The organism is Rhodanobacter sp. 7MK24, from assembly GCF_014842995.1.
Lineage (GTDB): Bacteria > Pseudomonadota > Gammaproteobacteria > Xanthomonadales > Rhodanobacteraceae > Rhodanobacter_A.
Genome location: NZ_JACYXL010000017.1, coordinates 18,121 through 35,903, shown reverse-complemented (window position 1 = coordinate 35,903; position 17,783 = coordinate 18,121). Strand labels below are relative to the sequence as shown.

At 65.0% G+C, this 17,783-nt stretch carries 13 protein-coding genes; 7 read left to right on the top strand and 6 right to left on the bottom strand.

What is annotated here, in order from left to right; genetic code table 11:
- The first annotated feature begins 179 nt into the window (after positions 1 to 179).
- Both ahpC and ahpF read left to right on the top strand, forming a co-directional pair.
- A complete protein-coding gene (gene ahpC, locus IHE49_RS17985; RefSeq protein ID WP_192160523.1) occupies positions 180 to 743 on the top strand; it encodes an alkyl hydroperoxide reductase subunit C in 564 nt (187 codons plus the stop codon).
- A 191-nt stretch (positions 744 to 934) separates the two neighbouring features.
- Complete coding sequence (ahpF, locus tag IHE49_RS17980) at positions 935 to 2,521, top strand: alkyl hydroperoxide reductase subunit F (protein WP_192160521.1); 1,587 nt, start codon at positions 935 to 937, stop codon at positions 2,519 to 2,521.
- Positions 2,522 to 2,762: 241 nt separating this feature from the next.
- On the opposite strand, the gene prpE is transcribed toward ahpF, so the two are convergent.
- The 4 genes from prpE to IHE49_RS17960 all read right to left on the bottom strand — a co-directional run bounded on the left by prpE (position 2,763) and on the right by IHE49_RS17960 (position 7,780).
- Positions 2,763 to 4,658 (bottom strand): propionate--CoA ligase, encoded by a 1,896-nt coding sequence (gene prpE, locus IHE49_RS17975; RefSeq protein WP_192160519.1) that lies wholly within the window; start codon positions 4,656 to 4,658, stop codon positions 2,763 to 2,765.
- Positions 4,659 to 4,864: 206 nt separating this feature from the next.
- The gene (locus IHE49_RS17970) at positions 4,865 to 5,455 is read right to left on the bottom strand and encodes a hypothetical protein (RefSeq protein ID WP_192160517.1); all 591 of its coding nucleotides are present in this window, start codon (positions 5,453 to 5,455) and stop codon (positions 4,865 to 4,867) included.
- 31 nt (positions 5,456 to 5,486) lie between these two features.
- Complete coding sequence (locus tag IHE49_RS17965) at positions 5,487 to 6,473, bottom strand: malate dehydrogenase (protein WP_192160515.1); 987 nt, start codon at positions 6,471 to 6,473, stop codon at positions 5,487 to 5,489.
- 107 nt (positions 6,474 to 6,580) lie between these two features.
- Positions 6,581 to 7,780, bottom strand: coding sequence for a pyridoxal phosphate-dependent aminotransferase (locus IHE49_RS17960; RefSeq protein ID WP_192160513.1), 1,200 nt, complete (start codon positions 7,778 to 7,780; stop codon positions 6,581 to 6,583).
- A gap of 218 nt (positions 7,781 to 7,998) precedes the next feature.
- Between IHE49_RS17960 and IHE49_RS17955 the strand changes: the two genes are divergently transcribed.
- On the top strand, positions 7,999 to 8,253 hold the full coding sequence (locus IHE49_RS17955; RefSeq protein WP_192160511.1) for a GlsB/YeaQ/YmgE family stress response membrane protein: 255 nt from the start codon (positions 7,999 to 8,001) through the stop codon (positions 8,251 to 8,253).
- 123 nt (positions 8,254 to 8,376) lie between these two features.
- Here IHE49_RS17955 and IHE49_RS17950 read toward each other — a convergent pair whose 3' ends face one another.
- Both IHE49_RS17950 and IHE49_RS17945 read right to left on the bottom strand, forming a co-directional pair.
- Positions 8,377 to 8,808 (bottom strand): YidB family protein, encoded by a 432-nt coding sequence (locus IHE49_RS17950; protein ID WP_192160510.1) that lies wholly within the window; start codon positions 8,806 to 8,808, stop codon positions 8,377 to 8,379.
- Between the two features lie 102 nt (positions 8,809 to 8,910).
- Positions 8,911 to 9,420: a peptidylprolyl isomerase gene (locus IHE49_RS17945; RefSeq protein WP_192160509.1), complete on the bottom strand. Its 510-nt coding sequence runs from the start codon at positions 9,418 to 9,420 to the stop codon at positions 8,911 to 8,913.
- Between the two features lie 168 nt (positions 9,421 to 9,588).
- Here IHE49_RS17945 and typA point away from each other — a divergent pair, with 168 nt between their 5' ends.
- The 4 genes from typA to IHE49_RS17925 all read left to right on the top strand — a co-directional run bounded on the left by typA (position 9,589) and on the right by IHE49_RS17925 (position 17,673).
- Positions 9,589 to 11,433 carry a translational GTPase TypA gene (typA, locus tag IHE49_RS17940; protein ID WP_192160508.1) on the top strand — a complete coding sequence of 615 codons (1,845 nt, stop codon included), beginning with the start codon at positions 9,589 to 9,591 and terminating at the stop codon, positions 11,431 to 11,433.
- 167 nt (positions 11,434 to 11,600) lie between these two features.
- Positions 11,601 to 12,371, top strand: coding sequence for a TIGR00266 family protein (locus IHE49_RS17935; protein ID WP_192160505.1), 771 nt, complete (start codon positions 11,601 to 11,603; stop codon positions 12,369 to 12,371).
- 1,065 nt (positions 12,372 to 13,436) lie between these two features.
- Complete coding sequence (locus tag IHE49_RS17930; protein ID WP_192160503.1) at positions 13,437 to 14,567, top strand: efflux RND transporter periplasmic adaptor subunit; 1,131 nt, start codon at positions 13,437 to 13,439, stop codon at positions 14,565 to 14,567.
- Entirely contained in the window at positions 14,560 to 17,673 is a 3,114-nt protein-coding gene (locus IHE49_RS17925) for a CusA/CzcA family heavy metal efflux RND transporter (protein WP_192160501.1), read from the top strand. The genes IHE49_RS17930 and IHE49_RS17925 overlap by 8 nt, the downstream gene beginning before the upstream one ends.
- The last annotated feature ends 110 nt before the right edge of the window (positions 17,674 to 17,783 follow it).

The window sequence follows — 17,783 nt, the reverse complement described above, 5'->3', positions numbered from 1 at the left end:
TCAAAACGCTCATTTTAGCCCACGCCTCCCCTGCAGCTCTTGCTGCAGCACAGCGATCCGCCCGCCAGCCATAGCCACGAACGATGATGTCCATGCCAACAATCAATTGGACGAATCGTATCAGCAGCCTAGAATGGACCCCATCGACTCACTCAACCACCCGCAACGGAGACCACGAAATGTCTTTGATCAATACCGAAGTGAAGCCGTTCAAGGCGCAGGCGCTCAAGGCCGGCAAGTTCATCGAAGTGAGCGAGGCCAGCCTCAAGGGCAAGTGGTCCGTGGTGTTCTTCTACCCCGCCGACTTCACCTTTGTCTGCCCGACCGAGCTGGAAGATCTCGCCGACAACTACGCCGAGTTCCAGAAGCTGGGCGTGGAGATCTACAGCGTCTCGACCGATACGCACTTCTCGCACAAGGCATGGCACGACACCTCGGACGCAGTGAAGAAGATCGGCTACACCATGGTTGGCGATCCCACCCACGTGATCAGCCGCAACTTCGAGGTGCTGATCGAGGAAGCCGGCCTGGCTGATCGCGGCACCTTCGTGGTCGATCCGGACGGCAAGATCCAGATCGTCGAGATCACCGCCGGCGGCATCGGCCGCGACGCCAAGGAACTGCTGCGCAAGGTGAAGGCTGCGCAGTACGTCGCCAGCCACCCGGGCGAGGTGTGCCCGGCCAAGTGGAAGGAAGGCGAAAAGACCCTGGCCCCCTCGTTGGACCTGGTCGGCAAGATCTGATCGCGATACCGCCGCACGCCGTACCGGAACCGGGCGCAGGCCGCCCGGTTCCACCCTCCCCAGGATGCTTGTGCCAGCGGCTTGCGCCCGGCATCGCTCCCCGCCTGCCGTCCCCTCCCCGCTGACGCAGGCCGCTTTCACAAGCGTTCCTTTCCGATTCGATTTCCCGCATCCACGCAGGAGTGTTCGCCATGCTCGACGAAGCCATCAAGGCCCAGCTGAAGGGCTACCTGGAGAGGCTCACCCAGCCGATCGAACTGGTCGCGGCGCTGGACGAAGGCGCGAAGTCGCGCGAACTGGAGGAGCTGCTGGCGGAGATCGCCGCGATGAGCGACAAGATCGCCCTGCGTCGCGACGACAGCGAGCCGCGCAAGCCCTCGTTCGCAATCAATCGCCTGGGTACCGACATCGGCGTGCGCTTCGCCGGCATCCCGTTGGGCCACGAATTCACCTCGCTGGTGCTGGCGCTGCTGCAGGTGGGTGGTCATCCGTCCAAGGCCGCCGAGGAAACCATCGCGCAGGTGCAGAACCTGGAAGGCGAGTTCCGCTTCGAAACCTACTTCTCGCTGTCCTGCCAGAACTGCCCGGACGTCGTGCAGGCGCTCAACCTGATGAGCGTGCTGAATCCCAACATCAAGCACGTCGCCATCGACGGTGCGCTGTACCAGGACGAAGTGGATCGTCGTCAGATCATGTCGGTGCCCACCGTGTATTTGAACGGCGAAGTGTTCGACCAGGGCCGCATGAGCCTGGAACAGATCGTGGCCAGGCTGGATACCGGCGCCACCGCGCGCGCCGCCGAAACGATCAAGACCAAGGATGCCTTCGACGTACTGGTGGTCGGCGGCGGCCCGGCCGGCGCGGCGGCGGCGATCTATGCCGCGCGCAAGGGCATACGCACCGGCATCGCCGCCGAGCGTTTCGGCGGCCAGGTGCTGGACACCATGGCCATCGAGAACTTCATCTCGGTCGACTACACCGAAGGCCCCAAACTGGGCGCCGCCCTCGAACAGCACGTCCGTAACTACGACGTCGACATCATGAATCTGCAGCGCGCGAGCAGGCTTGTGCCGGCCAACGAATCGGCCAGTGGCCTGATCGAGATCGCTTTGGAAAACGGCGCCAGCCTGAAGGCGAAATCGGTGGTGCTCTCCACCGGCGCGCGCTGGCGGCAGATGGGCGTGCCCGGCGAGAACGAATACCGCAACAAGGGCGTGGCCTACTGCCCGCACTGCGACGGCCCGTTGTTCAAGGGCAAGCGCGTGGCGGTGATCGGCGGCGGCAACTCCGGCGTGGAGGCAGCCATCGACCTGGCCGGCATCGTGGCCCATGTCACCCTGGTCGAGTTCGACGGCAAGCTGCGCGCCGACGAGGTGTTGCAGCGCAAGTTGCGCAGCCTGCCGAACGTGGACGTGATCGTCAGCGCGCAAAGCACCGAAGTGCTGGGCGACGGTCAGAGAGTCAGCGGTCTGGTCTACAAGGACCGCAGCGACAGCAGCATGCACAGCCTTTCGCTGGAAGGCATCTTCGTGCAGATCGGCCTGCTGCCGAACACGGAATGGCTGAAGGACACGCTGGAACTCAGCCCTCGCGGCGAGATCGTGATCGACGCGCGCGGCCAGACCTCGCTGCCCGGCGTGTTCGCCGCCGGCGACGCCACCACGGTGCCGTACAAGCAGATCGTGATCGCGATGGGGGCGGGCTCCACCGCCGCGCTGGGTGCATTCGACCATCTGATCCGCTCGTCGGCACCGGCGGCCGAGACTGCTGCAGCCTGACGGCTCTTGATTGAGCCCCTCTCCCTACGGGAGATGAGTTGGGGTACGGGTTTGGGCAGAGCAAAGCGTTGTGCTCCGCCCGCACCCCTCACCCGCCTAGATTCGCGCCATCCTTGACGCCCTCCCCTGCGGGGCCAGCGTCGACGTTGCGCAGGCGCTTCAGCGCCTGCAGGTCGGCACCCTCTCCCGAAGGGAGAGGGATTCCCTCATGTACACCAACGATTATCTGAACGGTACCGCCTCAACTTCCCTGGTCCGGCCCGCGCTCCAGCGCCTTGCGGATTTCCTCCAGTGCCGCCGGATCGTCCAGCGTGGAGAGATCGCCCGGGTCGCGCTGTTCGGCCAGTGCCTGCAGCGAACGCCGCAACAGTTTGCCTGAGCGCGTCTTGGGCAGCGCATTGACCACGTACACCCGCGCCGGCTTCGCCACGCTGCCGAGCTGGTCCACCACGCGCTGCTGCATGCCGCGCGCAACTTCGGCGACGCTCGCACCTGTCTCTTGCTTCAACGTGGCGAACACTACCGGCACCTGGCCTTTCAATTCGTCGCGTACGCCGATCACCGCCGTCTCGGCCACGGCGGGGTGGCCAGCGACGGATTCCTCGATCTCGCGCGTACCCAGCCGGTGTCCCGCCACGTTGATCACGTCATCGGTGCGACCGAGGATGAAGGTGTAGCCGTCCGCATCACGGATCGCCCAATCCAGCGAGCTGTACAGCAACTCGCGGAAATGGCTGAAGTAGCTGTGCACATAGCGATCGTCATCGCGCCAGACGGTGCTGAGGCAGCCCGGTGGCAGCGGCGGTTCGAGCACCAATACGCCCTTGCTGCCTGTCGGCACTTCTCTGCCACTGTTCTCATCGACCACCTTCATGCGGTATCCGGGCGCAGGCAGGCCGGGCGAACCCGGCTTGGCTGGCTTCAGGTCCAGACCCGGCATCAAGGTGATCGCCGGCCAGCCGGTTTCGGTCTGCCAGTAGTTGTCGATCACCGGCACGCCAAGTTCGGTGTTGATCCATTGCGAGGTGGGTTCGTCCAGCGGCTCGCCGGCGAGGAACAGCCACTTCAGCGTCGACAGATCGTGCGATTGCAGCCAGCCCGCATCCTGTTTCTTCAGCACCCGGATCGCGGTGGGCGAGGAGAACATGCTGCGCACGCCATATTTTTCGCACAGCCCCCACCACACGCCAGGGTCGGGCCGGGTAGGCAGGCCTTCATAGAGCAGCGACGTGGCGCCGCCGATCAGCGGGCCGTAGACGTTGTAGGAATGCCCCACCGCCCAACCCACATCGGAGGTCGAGAACATCACCTGCCCCGGCGCGATGTCGAAAATGCAGCGGATCGACATCGCCATCGCCACCGCATAGCCGCCTGTATCGCGCTGCACGCCCTTGGGCTTGCCCGTGGTGCCCGAGGTGTAGAGCAGGTAGCTCGGCTCGTTCGATTCCAGCCATGCCACCGGCACCTCGGCACCCTCGTGCCGCACACGCAGTTCGGCGTAATCCACATCGCGACCTGGCGTCAGGTTCATCTGCGTATCGAGCCCGCGATCTACCACCAGTACGCTGGGCGGTGGCGCCGAGGCCTCGTTCAGCGCGGCGTCCACCAGCGGCTTGTAGGGAATCATCTTGCCCGCGCGCATGCCGGCATCGGCGCAGACCAGCAGCTTCGGCTGCGCATCGTCGATGCGCAATGCGAGGTTGTGCGCCGCGAAGCCACCAAATACCACCGAATGGATCGCGCCGATGCGTGCGCAGGCCAGCATCGCGAATACCGCCTCGGCGATGTTCGGCAGATAGATCACCACGCGGTCGCCACGCCGCACATTCAGCGCTTGCAGTGTCGCTGCAAAAACATTCACCTCGCGATGCAGCTCGCGATAGCTGTACTCGTGCGTGATGCCTGTCTCGCCGGATACGGCTACCAGCGCCAGTTGGTCGGCGCGCTCGGCAAGATGCCGGTCCACCGCGTTGTAGCAGAGGTTGGTGGTGCCGCCCACGAACCAGCGGCGGAACGGCGGGTTGGAATGATCAAGGATCCGCTGCGGCGGAACCTCCCAGTGGATGCGCCGCGCCTGCTCGGCCCAGAACAATTCCGGTTGCTCGACCGATTGCCGGTAGAACGACTCGTAATTCATGTCCCCTCCCAAGCCTGCTTCACTCAAGCCTAGACCGGCAAGGTCACCACGACATCGCGACCATGGTCGCAGGTGTCCCGGCGCTGGCATCGTCGAACCATTGGCGCAGACGCCATAGCCTCGTCCAATGACGCTCTATTAGCTCACGTCAGCGATGCGCGCATACGAAAGACCAACGCGTTGCGCGTCACAGACAAAACCGTCTGCTATAGATAAATGCACGTCGGCTCCGGAGAAATGCCCCGTAGCCGACCGAACGCATGCATCACTTGTTCATAGGTGCTCATCGACTTGCCACGGCCAGGGCAAATACTGCTACGCATGAACTGGACACGCTTCCCGGATCTCACACCATCGACGAGTATTTCCGCACCGTCAGCGACGTCGTCATGGATGACACGCAGCCGATGCCAGAAGCCGATAACGGCAAGTTCCTGGCGGAATGCATCTACCTGAATTCGGGTGACATGAATGTGCTGGTCCGAGGCAACACCACCACACGACAGCTCCGGACTACACGGACTGACGCGGTAATGGACATCGCCGGAGCCGTCCGGCAGGACATCCAGCGTGGTCAATTCACTCTTTTGAAAATTCGGTAGCAGGAACATCCTGTAATGCCCCCCTCTGCCATCCGACGCCAGGACTTCGGGTTGCTGCATCTGACGATGCAACTCAGGGCCAAGAAACATGCGGATGGGATCGAAACTGCGTGGCGCTTCGTCTGCCACCGCCAACCCAAGCCCCGTGAGCAAAAAGAAAGCTGCTCCCCTTGAGGGGAGCAGCTTGGTAAACACGCACATCGCGGTCCCGATGCGCGTAGGTCACTCACTTCTTCGCAAACAGATGCTCCACGCCTGCGCGCTCCTCGCGCAGTTCCTTGTTGGTGACGTCGATGCGCGCCTGCGAGAACGCGTTGATCGCCAGCCCCTGCACGATGGCGTACTTGCCGTCCTTCACCGTTACCGGGTAGCCGAAGATCACGCCGGGCTCGATGCCGTAGGAGCCGTCGGACGGGATGCCCATCGACACCCAGTCGCCCTCGGCCGTGCCCAGCGCCCAGGTGCGCATGTGGTCGATCGCGGCGGAAGCGGCGGAAGCCGCCGACGAGGCACCGCGCGCCTTGATGATGGCCGCGCCGCGCTGCTGCACGGTGGGGATGAAGTCGCCTTCGTACCAGGCCTGGTCGACCAGCGACAGCGCCGGCTTGCCGTCCACGGTGGCGTGGTGCAGGTCCGGGTACTGGGTGGAGCTGTGGTTGCCCCAGATCGTCATCTTCTTGACGTCGGTGTTGTGCTTGCCGGTCTTCTCGGCCAGCTGGCTCATGGCGCGGTTGTGGTCCAGGCGCACCATCGCGGTGAAGCACTTCGGATCCAGGCTCGGGGCGTTCTGCTGGGCGATCAGCGCATTGGTGTTGGCCGGATTGCCCACCACCAGCACCTTCACGTCGCGCTTGGCGTGATCGTTCAGCGCCTTGCCCTGCGGAGCGAAGATCGCGCCGTTGGCTTCCAGCAGATCCTTGCGCTCCATGCCCGGGCCGCGCGGACGGGCGCCGACCAGCAGCGCGTAGTCGACGTCCTTGAAGGCCACGTTGACGTCATCGGTGGCGACGACGCCGGCCAGGGTCGGGAACGCGCAGTCGTTGAGTTCCATCACCACGCCCTGCAATGCGGGCAGCGCCGGGGTGATTTCCAGCAGGTGCAGGATCACCGGCTGGTCGGGGCCCAGCATGTCGCCGGCGGCAATGCGGAACAGCAAGGCGTAGCCGATCTGGCCAGCGGCGCCGGTAACGGCAACTCGAACGGGGGCTTTCATGGACGATGACTCCTCAGGTGGGACTTGCAGTACATCTTTCGCGGAAGCGCCCCATGCGCGGTAGCTCACGGCTGGTCGCGCAAATGGCGCGCTTCCACAGGGTTTGGTCAGGCGAGTTCGGCGAAGAACTCCTGGATGCGTTCGATGCCGGGTTGCAGCTGCTCGAACGGACAGGTGTAGGAAATGCGCAGCGCACGCGGTTCGCCGAAGGCCGAACCCGGCACGCAGGCCACGCCCTTGGCGTCCAGCAGCGCGGCGCAGAATTCCACGTCGTTGGTGATCTTCGTGCCGGAATGGCTCTTGCCGAATGCCACGGAAATGTCCGGGAACGCGTAGAACGCGCCCTGCGGTCGCGGGCAGCTGACGCCCGGGATCGCGTTGAGCCCGTCCATCACGATGTCGCGCCGCCTGGCGAACTCGACGCACTTCTCGTGCGGGATATCCTGCGGGCCGCTGAGCGCGGCCACGGCGGCGGCGGTGATCACTTCCGGCACGCTGGTGATGTGGTTGGAATTGAGCGTGGTGATGGCCTTGGCCACGCTTTCGGGGCCGGCGATCAGGCCCACGCGCCAGCCCGGCATGCCATAGGTCTTGGAAACGGAATCGACAAAGACCAGGCGGTCCTTCAGCTCCGGCTTCGCGAACACGAAGTTGTGGTAGCCGATGCCGTCGAACACCATCGTGTTGTAGATGTCGTCCGTGATGATCCACGTATCGGGATGCTTCGCCAGCACGTCGGCCAGCGCGGCGATTTCCTCGCGCGTATAGACCATGCCCGTGGGGTTGGACGGGTTGTTGAACAGGAACACCTTGGGCTTGCGCGCCAGCGCGGCGTCGAGCTGCGACGGCGTGAGCTTGTAGTTCTGCGCCGGGCCGCAATGCAGCACGTTGACCTTCGCGCCCACGATGTCGGCGATGTCGTGGTAGGTGGTCCAGTACGGCGCGGCGAAGGCGATCTCGTCGCCCTCGTCCAGCATCGCCTCGGCCAGGTTGTACAGCACCTGCTTGGCGCCGATGCCCACCGAAAGGTTGGCATGACTGTATCCGCCGAAACCCAGGGCTTCGATGTGCCTGAGGAAGGCGTCCAGCAGCGCATCCGCGCCGCGGTTGCTGCCGTACTGGCCGCTGTCGTGCTTGAGCGCCTCGCGCGCGGCGGCATACACGTGTTCGCCGGGCAGGAAGTTCGGCACGCCGATGGAGAAGCTGATGATGTCGCGGCCGGCGGCCTTGAGCTGCTTCGCCTTGGTGGCGATGACCATGATCGCGCTGGGTTTGGCGCGGCCGACACGCTTGGCAAGCTGGGGCATGGCTTCCTCTGGATCGTGGGGAGGGGATCGTCGGATTTCGATGCAGCGAACCCTGCGATTTTAGCATGCGGCGCCGCATCAATCGCTTGCGGCAGGAATTCGTCCTATCGCCCTCGTCTGATCCTGCTGGCATGATGCCGGCGCCGCCAGACCAACCGGCGGTGGACAGCATCCGGCCTTTCCACTCGAAGATTCAGACTGCCTGAGGGGTAATGCGCATGTTCCATATCATATGGTCCATCATCGTCGGCTTCATCGTTGGCGTGATCGCACGCTGGATCGTGCCTGGTGCCGAGCACTACGGGTTCATCATGACCACCGTGGTGGGCATCGTGGGCTCGCTCATCGGCGGCTTCATTGCCACGCTGTTCAGCAAGCCGGAGCCTGGCTCGAAGTTCCACACCGCCGGGTTCCTCATGTCGATCGTCGGCGCGTGCATCCTGGTCTACCTGCTGCGCTTCGTCAGCGTCTGAGCACGCCACAAAGGAAAAGCGCGGCAGGCTGCCCTGCCGCGCTTTTTCATTTCCATCCTTATGAGGAGTGTGGCCACGGATGGCCGCCCGTGTGATCCATGCGATCAGGGACGATCGCAAAGATCACCCACCGTGTGCTGCGAGCAGCCGCTCGGCCAGGCCGCCCAGCGCTGAGAGATCGAAGCCGCCGCCTGCCGGGGCCTGGCCGTCGGGAGTGACGTGATCCACCGCATGCGGCAACACCTGCGCCAGTTGGCCGATCAACTGGCCCGGATCCACACCCAGCTTGCCTGCCGCGTCCTGCACCACCGAGCCCAGGCCACCGTTCTGCAGCGCCTGCCCCAGCTGCTCGGCCGACACCGGCTGGTTCGCGCCGTTGCCGATCCACGACTGCACTGCTTCGCCAAGACCATGCTGCTGCAAGGTGTTGGCCAGACCCTGCACGCCACCGGCCTGCTGGATCAACTGGCCGGCCACGTTGACCAGCGACGATGCACCGCCTGCCTCACCCTGACCACCGCCAAGCAAGCTGCTCAAATTGTCGAGTAGGGACACCGCTGATCTCCTTTCGTTGAGGTTTGATGAGGAGCCGGACAAAGACGCCGTGCCGGCGTGGAGCAAGAACGCGGGCACCCGGCGGGGGCCCACGCGTGGGGATCAGCCGCGCGCGTCCAGCGTCTCGTTCCATTCCTGCACACGGTCGGCCTTGGCAGCGAGCAGCGTGTCCACGTCGCCTTCCACCGTGACCTTTTCGATGGTGTCGTTCTGGCGGATCGCATCGACCACCTGCTGGTCGTTCGCATCCACCACTTCACCGAATACGCTGTGCTTGCCGTCGAGCCACGGCGTGGGGCCATGGGTGATGAAGAACTGGCTGCCATTGGTGCGTGGGCCGGCGTTGGCCATGGACAGCACTCCCGGCTTGTCGTGGCGCAGCGAGGGGTGGAACTCATCCTCGAAACGGTAGCCCGGGCCGCCGCGGCCGCTGCCCTCCGGGCAACCGCCCTGGACCATGAAGTCGGCGATCACGCGGTGGAACGACAGGCCGTCGTAGTAGCCGCGCTTTGCCAGGTTCACGAAGTTCGCCACGGTCAGCGGCGCCTTGTCGTCGTGCAGGTTCAGGCGGATCGGGCCGCGGTTGGTGTGCAGGGTGACTTGGATGGCCATGGCGTTCCTCGGCTGGGTTTCGGAATCGATGTGCCGCCGCGCGGCACGTGGGTCGCGAAGAATAGCGCAGGTCGGAAGCGCGAGCGGAATGCGGCCCAAGCGCGTATAATCCGCCAGTTCCCCTTACCGAAACCTGCGTGACGACCCCGCGTCGCCCGAGCCCCGCCCATGTCCATCGAAAACCTGCGCAACATCGCCATCGTCGCCCACGTCGACCATGGCAAGACCACTCTCGTCGACCAGCTGCTCAAGCAGTCCGGCACGCTCAACGAGCGCACCGTGCTGGCCGAACGCGTGATGGACAGCAACGACCAGGAAAAGGAGCGCGGTATCACCATCCTGGCGAAGAACACCGCCATCACCTGGGAAAACAAGAAGACCGGCACCAAGAACCGCATCAACATCGTCGACACCCCCGGACACGCCGACTTCGGCGGCGAGGTGGAGCGCGTGCTGTCGATGGTGGACACGGTGCTGATCCTGGTCGATGCGATGGACGGCCCGATGCCGCAGACGCGCTTCGTGACGCAGAAGGCGTTCGCGATGGGCTTCAGGCCGATCGTCGTCGTCAACAAGGTCGACCGTCCGGGCGCCCGTCCGGAGTGGGTGGTCGAACAGGTGTGGGATCTGTTCGAGAAGCTCGGCGCCAACGACGAGCAGATGGAATTCCCGATCGTCTACGCGTCGGCGCTGAACGGTTACGCCTCACTGGACGAGAACGCCCGCGAAGGCGACATGACCCCGTTGTACGAAGCGATCATGCAGCACGCGCCCAAGCCGGACGTCGATCCGGAAGGTCCGTTCCAGATGCGTATCAGCCAGTTGGACCACAACAACTTCGTCGGCGTCATCGGCATCGGCCGCATCCAGCGCGGCACCCTGAAGAAGGGCATGCCGGTCGCCGTGATCGATCGCCATGGCAAGAAGCGCCAGGGTAAGATCGGCCAGGTGCTGGGTTTCCTTGGTCTCGAGCGCATCGAGCAGGATTCCGCCGAAGCCGGCGACATCGTTGCCATCTCGGGCATCCCCGAGCTGACCATTTCCGACACCGTCACCTCGCTGGACGTGCCCGAAGCGCTGCCAGCGCTGAGCGTCGACGAGCCGATGATCAGCATGACCTTCCAGGTCAACAACTCGCCGTTCGTCGGCAACAAGGATCTGTCGGGCGGCAAGTTCCTCACCAGCCGCCAGCTGCGTGAGCGCCTGGATCGCGAGAAGGTCCACAACGTGGCATTGCGCGTGGAAGACGGTTCCGACGCCGACAAGTTCCTGGTCTCGGGCCGTGGCGAGCTGCATCTCTCGGTGCTGATTGAAAACATGCGCCGCGAAGGCTACGAGCTGGCCGTGTCGCGTCCGGAAGTGATCATCAAGGAGATCGACGGCCAGAAGATGGAGCCGATCGAGCAGTTGGTGGTCGACATCGAAGAGCAGCACCAGGGTGGCGTGATGGAGCGCCTGGGCATCCGCAAGGGCGACCTGAAGAACATGGTGTCGGACGGCAAGGGCCGCGTGCGCCTCGAGTACCTGATCCCGGCGCGCGGCCTGATCGGTTTCCAGAACCAGTTCAAGACCCTCACCCAGGGCTCCGGCCTGCTGTTCCACGTGTTCGACCATTACGGTCCGTACACGCCGGTCGCGATCGCCAAGCGCCTCAACGGCGTGATGATCGCCAACGCCGCCGGCACCACTCCCGCCTACTCGCTGGGGCCGCTGCAGGAACGCGGCAAGCTTTTCGCGGCGGAAGGCGACTCGGTCTATGAAGGCCAGCTGGTCGGCATCCACGCCAAGGACAACGACCTCACCGTCAATGCGATCAAGCCCAAGCCGCTGACCAATATGCGCGCTTCCGGCAAGGACGATGCGATCCAGCTGACCCCGGCGACCAAGTTCTCGCTGGAGCAGGCGCTGGACTTCATCGACGACGACGAACTGGTCGAAGTCACGCCGAAGGAAATCCGCATGCGCAAGAAGCACCTCACCGAGAACGATCGCAAGCGGGCTTCGCGCGGCTGAGCGAGTTGGTCAACATGCTGATGCAAAAGGCCGCCGTAAGGCGGCCTTTTGCATGATGGGAGGGCTTACGACCTGCTTTTCGAAAGCGTATCTTCAGCGGATCGCACGCCGGCATCTGCTCGTCGTGGACAAGTCCGCCCACCCCATCCTCACCAGGAGAACCCGCCATGCAGACACATATCCAGGGCACCACCATGCCGGTGCTCGAAGTGCAGCTCGATCCCGGCGAAAGCGTGTTTGCCGAAAGCGGCGAGTTGTCGTGGATGAGCGCCTCGGTGCAGATGACCACCCACACCCAGATGGGCGGCGGCGGTGGCCTGCTCGGCATGTTCAAGCGCGTGGCCGGCGGCGGCAGCCTGTTCATGACGGACTACCGCGCCGTGCAATCCCCTGGCATGGTGGCTTTCGCCACCAAGGTGCCCGGCCATATCGTGCCCGTGCCGGTTGGGCCCGGCAACGAATACATGGTGCATCGCCACGGCTTCCTCTGCGCCACATCGCAGGTCAGCATCGGCGTGGGTTTCCAGCAGTCGCTGGGAGCGGGCATCTTCGGCGGCTCCGGTTTGCTGCTGCAGCGGATCAGCGGTACCGGTACGGCCTGGCTGGAACTGTCCGGCGAACTCATCCGGAAAGACCTTGTCCCCGGCGAAACGTTGCGCGTGCATCCTGGACACGTCGGCGCCTTCCAGGCTTCGGTGAACTTCCAGATCACGACCGTGCCTGGCATCCGCAATGCCATCTTCGGCGGCGACGGCATCTTCCTGGCATCGCTCACCGGACCCGGCACGATATGGCTGCAGACCCTGCCTATTTCGCGCCTCGCCCACCAGATCGCCGAATACATGCCGGGCGAAGGCAATCGCGCGGCATCGACCGGCATCGGTGCCGGCCTGCTTGGCGGAGTCATCGGTTCGATGCTGGGCGGCGACAACAACTAGGGCTGCACCGAGGGCACGCAGGGCTTTGCCGCGGAAGATCGCACGAAATAGCGACGCGACGATCACGCCACGCCGTTCTGTCGCCTCGATCGAAGGCCGCCGCGAGGCGGCCTTCATGCGTCATGGTCCCGACTCGACCGCTTCGCATCAGCAGTGATTCAGGCGCGTAAGCCTGCTGCTGTGCAAAGCGCCTTGCGCAGTCTGGCTGAACCCGCAAACCCAGCCGTCCAGATGCGTTGACAGCCCTGCAGCCCGCAACTACAGTGCGCCCGCCCTCAGTCCGACTGATGGCTCCTTTGGCCACTCCCAGCGAGAAATGGACAGTTATCCCAGTCGACGCGCCGGCAACCGCAAGCATTTGCGGACGCTGGCGTTCAACAACCCGATGAGCGTACGCGACCGCCTGCGGTCGGCTTTCGTCTTTCTCGACTGAGAGACGGGCCGCCGCCGTGCGCCGCGTGCGCATGCAGAGGCGAGCCCATGTTTCACCGCTTCACTTCAAGAACATCGCGCCCGACGCATCCGCGCCGGGTGTTTGAGCGCGCCTGTCATCGTTTCGACATGCGGGCACTTCAGAGTCCGTGTGCGATCCCCAAGCACCCCGCGCCGGGAAGCTGTTTGCGCGCAGGCCAAGGAAGAGCGACGGAGTGGTCGTCCGTCCACGACCGAGTGATGACGCAGGCATGCGGGCAAACAGACCCGGCCCGAAGGGTTGCCATCGAGTGGCCACCACGCGGCAGCGCGTGGCTTCACCTGCCAGCCAGGCAGGCGCTGCGCCACGCGCCACCACCTGACGGCCACTCGATGACAACGCGGGGTGTTTGGGGATCGCACACGAACGCTCAAGCTCCGGCCTGCTTCGTGATGGATCATGGAGGCCACCATGCCTGACGACAGTAGACCTCCCTCTGCGCCCCATGCCGGCGCGGTTCAAAACGGTTCCGTTCAGAGCGGTTCCGTCTCAAACGATTCCACACCACACCGGATCGACGCGTCCGGCGCGATGCAGGGCTGATGCCTGCTTGCATCCGCCCTCGCCCGACCGGGCTGCATCGGATGCCAGTCATGTTCAACACGTTCTCCCGTCCGCGCGCTGCCGCCTGCACACTCGCTTTCACCCTCGCCTGCCTGCTTGGCGGTTGCTCGCACGACGAATCAGCGCAGGAAGCGGCGGCCGCCTTCGTCGTCCACGGCCAGCAACTCGAAGTACCCGCCGATTCGCCATTGCGCAAGCGCCTGAAGATCGCGCCGGTGGACATGCACCAGGCGCCGCACGAACTCGCCTTCCCCGCCAACGTCGAAGCCGACCCCGCGCACATGGCCAACGTGCTGCCCGCGCTCACCGGCCGCGTGGTCTCGCTGGACGTGAACCTAGGCGATCACGTGCAACGCGGCCAACTGCTGGCGGTGATCGACTCCGGCGATCTCGCGCAGGCCTACGCCGACGTGGACAAGGCGCGCGACGCCCTGAACCTCGCGAAGAAAGCGCTGGACCGTGCGCACGGCGTGCAGCAGGCCGGCGGCGCAGCGGTGAAGGATCTGGAAGCCGCGCAGAGCGGCTACGTGCAGGCCGAGGCGGAATACCGGCGCGCGCAGACACGCCTCGACGCACTGGGCGGCAACGCCGACGCCAAGGGTGCATCGCGCCCGATGCAGGTGCGCGCCCCGATCGACGGCACGATCACCGTGCTGTCCATCGCTCCCGGCGCCTTCGTCAACGACGCCACCGCATCGATGATGACCATCGCCAACATCGACAAGCTGTGGATCACCGCCGAGGTGCCGGAAGATGCGCTGGGTCTGGTGAAACAGGGCCAGCCCGCCACGGCCAGCGTGCCGGCGTATCCGGGCCGCGTATTCCACGGCACCGTGTATTCCGTGGGTGCCGTGCTCGATCCTGCCAGCCGCCGCGACCCGGTGCGCATCGCGATCGACAACGCCGACCACGCGCTGAAGCCCGGCATGTACGCCACCGCCAGCCTCGCCGCGGCGCAACCGGCGCAGGTGTTTGTGCCGGAGTCCGCACTGCTGATGAACAACGACAGCACCACCGTGTTCGTGGAAGTGGCGCCGTGGACGTTCGAGCGCCGCGCGGTGGAACTGAGCTACGACGAGAACGATGGCGCCCGCGTGCTGAAGGGCCTCAAGGCTGGCGACCGCGTGGTCGTCGCCGGCGGAGTGCTCCTCAATGATTAACCGCATTATCGAATTCTGCTTCCACAAGCGCTCGTTGTGCTTCGTGGTCGCCATCCTCGTCGCGATCTTCGGCTGGTACTCGTGGACGCAGCTTTCCATCGAGGCCTATCCCGAACTCAGTGCCGTCACCGCACAGGTCACCACGCAGGTGCCCGGCCTCGCCGCCGAGGAGATCGAGCAGCAGATCACCACGCCGCTGGAACGTGCGCTGGCCGGCACGCCAGGGCTGATGCACATGCGCTCCAGCAGCACCTTCGGCCTGTCGCTGATCACCCTGGTGTTCAAGGACGGCAGTGAGGATTACTGGGAGCGCCAGCGCGTGACCGAACGCATCGGGCAGGCACAGCTGCCGACCGGCATCACGCCCAGCCTCGACCCCGTTTCCGGACCGGCCGGCGAGATCTACCGCTACACGCTGGAATCGGACACGCAGAACCTGATGCAGTTGTCCGAGCTCAACGACTGGGTGGTGATCCCTGCGCTGGAAAGCGTGCCCGGCGTGGCCAACGTGGACAACTTCGGCGGCTACACCAAGGAATTCCAGCTGGTGCTCGACCCGGCCAGCCTGCTGCGCTACGGCGTGAGCGTGAGCCAGGTGATGCAGGCGATCACCGCCAACACCGCCAACGCCGGCGGCGGGCGCATCGCGCGCGGCGAGCAGAGCTACATCGTGCGCGGCATCGGCATGGTGCACTCGCTGAAGGACATGGGCGACATCCTGGTCAGCCAGTCGAACGGCCAGCCGGTGAAGGTGCGCGACCTCGGCCAGCTGCGCTACGGCCACCAGGTGCGCGAAGGCATCCTCGGCAAGGACAGCAACCCCGACACCGTCGAGGGCATCGTCGACCTGCTGAAGTACCAGAACCCGTCCGAGGTGCTGGTGGACCTGCATGCCAAGGTCGACGAGTTGAACAAGCAGCTCGCGTTGAAGGGCGTGAAGATCGTGCCCTACCTCGACCGCGACGACCTGGTGCACGCCACCACCGACAAGGTGTTCCACACCGTGATGGAAGGCGTGGGCCTGGTGTGCCTGGTGCTGATCCTGTTCCTCGGCAGCCCGCGCGCGGCACTGGTGACGGCCACCGTGATCCCGCTGTCGCTGGTGACGGTGTTCATCCTGATGCACCTCACCGGCATGAGCGTGAACCTGTTCTCCATCGGCGCGATCGACTTCGGCGTGATCGTGGACGGCGCCATCGTGGTGACCGAGGCGATCCTGCTGCGCCGCGAAGCCAAGCCGGACGAGGAGCTGGCCAGCGCCGACGTGATGGCCGCCACCGCACAGGTGGGCAAGCCGATCTTCTTCGCCACGCTGATCATCGTTACCGCCTACCTGCCGCTGTTCGCCTTCGAGCATGCGGAAGGCAAGCTGTTCCGGCCGATGGCATTCACCGTGGGCTATGCGCTGCTGGCCGCCTTGCTGTGCACGATCACGCTGATCCCCAGCCTGGCGTGGCTCGCCCTGCGCAAGCCGCGCAAGCCGTTCCACAACAAGCCGCTGGAGCGGCTGCATGCCGGCTTCAAGTCCAGCCTTGGCCGACTGCTGCAGCACCTGCGCGTCGCCTACATCGCCGCGGGCGTGGCGCTGCTGGCGGTGATCGTGCTGGGTGCCACGCTGGGCCGCGCCTTCCTGCCCACGCTGGACGAGGGTTCGCTGTGGCTGCAGGTGCAGATGCCCAGCGGCCTGTCGATGGACAAGGCCAGCGCGATGGCCGGCGACCTGCGCCGCGTGGTGCGCAGCTTCCCCGAGGTGTCCTACGTGGTCACCCAGATGGGCCGCAACGACACCGGCACCGATCCGTGGACGCCATCGCACATCGAAGTGGCGGTGGGGCTCAAGCCCTACGACAGCTGGCCCGGTGGCGAGAGCAAGGCTGCCTTTGTGGAGAAGTTCCAGGCGAAACTGGCGCACGAACTGCCCGGCATGACCATCGGCGTCAGCCAGCCGATCAGCGACGGCGAGGACGACATGGTCAGCGGTGCGCACAGCGCGCTGGTGCTGTACGTGTACGGCGAAGACTTCAAGCAGATGCGCCAGCTCGGTGGCCAGATCGTGGATACGCTGAAGTCCATTCCCGGTACCGAGGCGTCGATCTTCCAGGACCCGCCGATCCCGCAACTGGTGATCGCGGCGGACCGCGATGCCGCCGCGCGCTACGGCGTCAATGTGTCCGACATCAGCAACCTGATCCAGACCGCCATCGGCGGCGCACCGATCACGCAGGTGTACGTGGCCGACCGCATCTACAACGTCACCGCACGCGTCTCCGATACGGTGGCGAACAATGCGGAAGCCATCGGCAGACTGCCGCTCACCACGGCCAGCGGCGGGCAGATTCCGCTGTCGCTGGTGGCACACATCGCCTACAAGACCGGCGAAGGCACCATCGCCCACGAGAGCGGCAAGCGCGAGCTGTCGATCACCGTCGACAACGACCGGCTCGCGCTGTCCAAGCTGGTATCGCAGGCACAGGCGCTGATCGCGCAGAAGGTGCATTACGACCCGCTGGCGTACCGGCTCGAATGGGCCGGCACCTTCCAGGAGGCCGAACGTGCACAGGCGCGGCTGATCGTGGTGCTCGGCATGGTGATGGCGCTGATGGCCGTGCTGCTGTTCGGCGAATTCGGCAAGCTGCGCCAGGCGCTGCTGGTCCTCGGCGTGGTGCCGCTGGCGACGCTGGGCGGCCTGATCGCGTTGCACCTGCGCGGAGAGACCTTGAACATCGCCACTGCGGTGGGCTTCATCGCGCTGTTCGGCGTGGCGGTGCAGAACGGCATCATCATGGTGGCCAACATCAACCGCCTGCGCACGCAGGGCACCGCGCTGGCGCAGGCCGTGGTGGAAGGCGCCTCGGAGCGCTTCCGCCCGGTGCTGATGACCGCCACCGTGGCCACCATGGGCATGCTGCCCGCGGCACTCGCCACCGGCATCGGCACCGACGTGCAGCGCGGCCTCGCCACCGTGGTGGTGGGCGGCCTTGCGATCGCCACCCTGCTCACCCTGTACCTGCTGCCCGCGCTGTACTTCGCGATGGAAAGCCGGGTTGAACGCCGGCATCCGCCGCGCACCCCCAGCCCGGTTCCCGCGCAAGGCATCGTCCACTGACTCATGAGGGGCTAGATCAACTCGCTTTTTTTTGCTCGTCATCCCAGCGAAAGCTGGGATCCAGCGCCTGCGATCTCTTGAATGCAAAGACACTGGATTCCGGCTTTCGC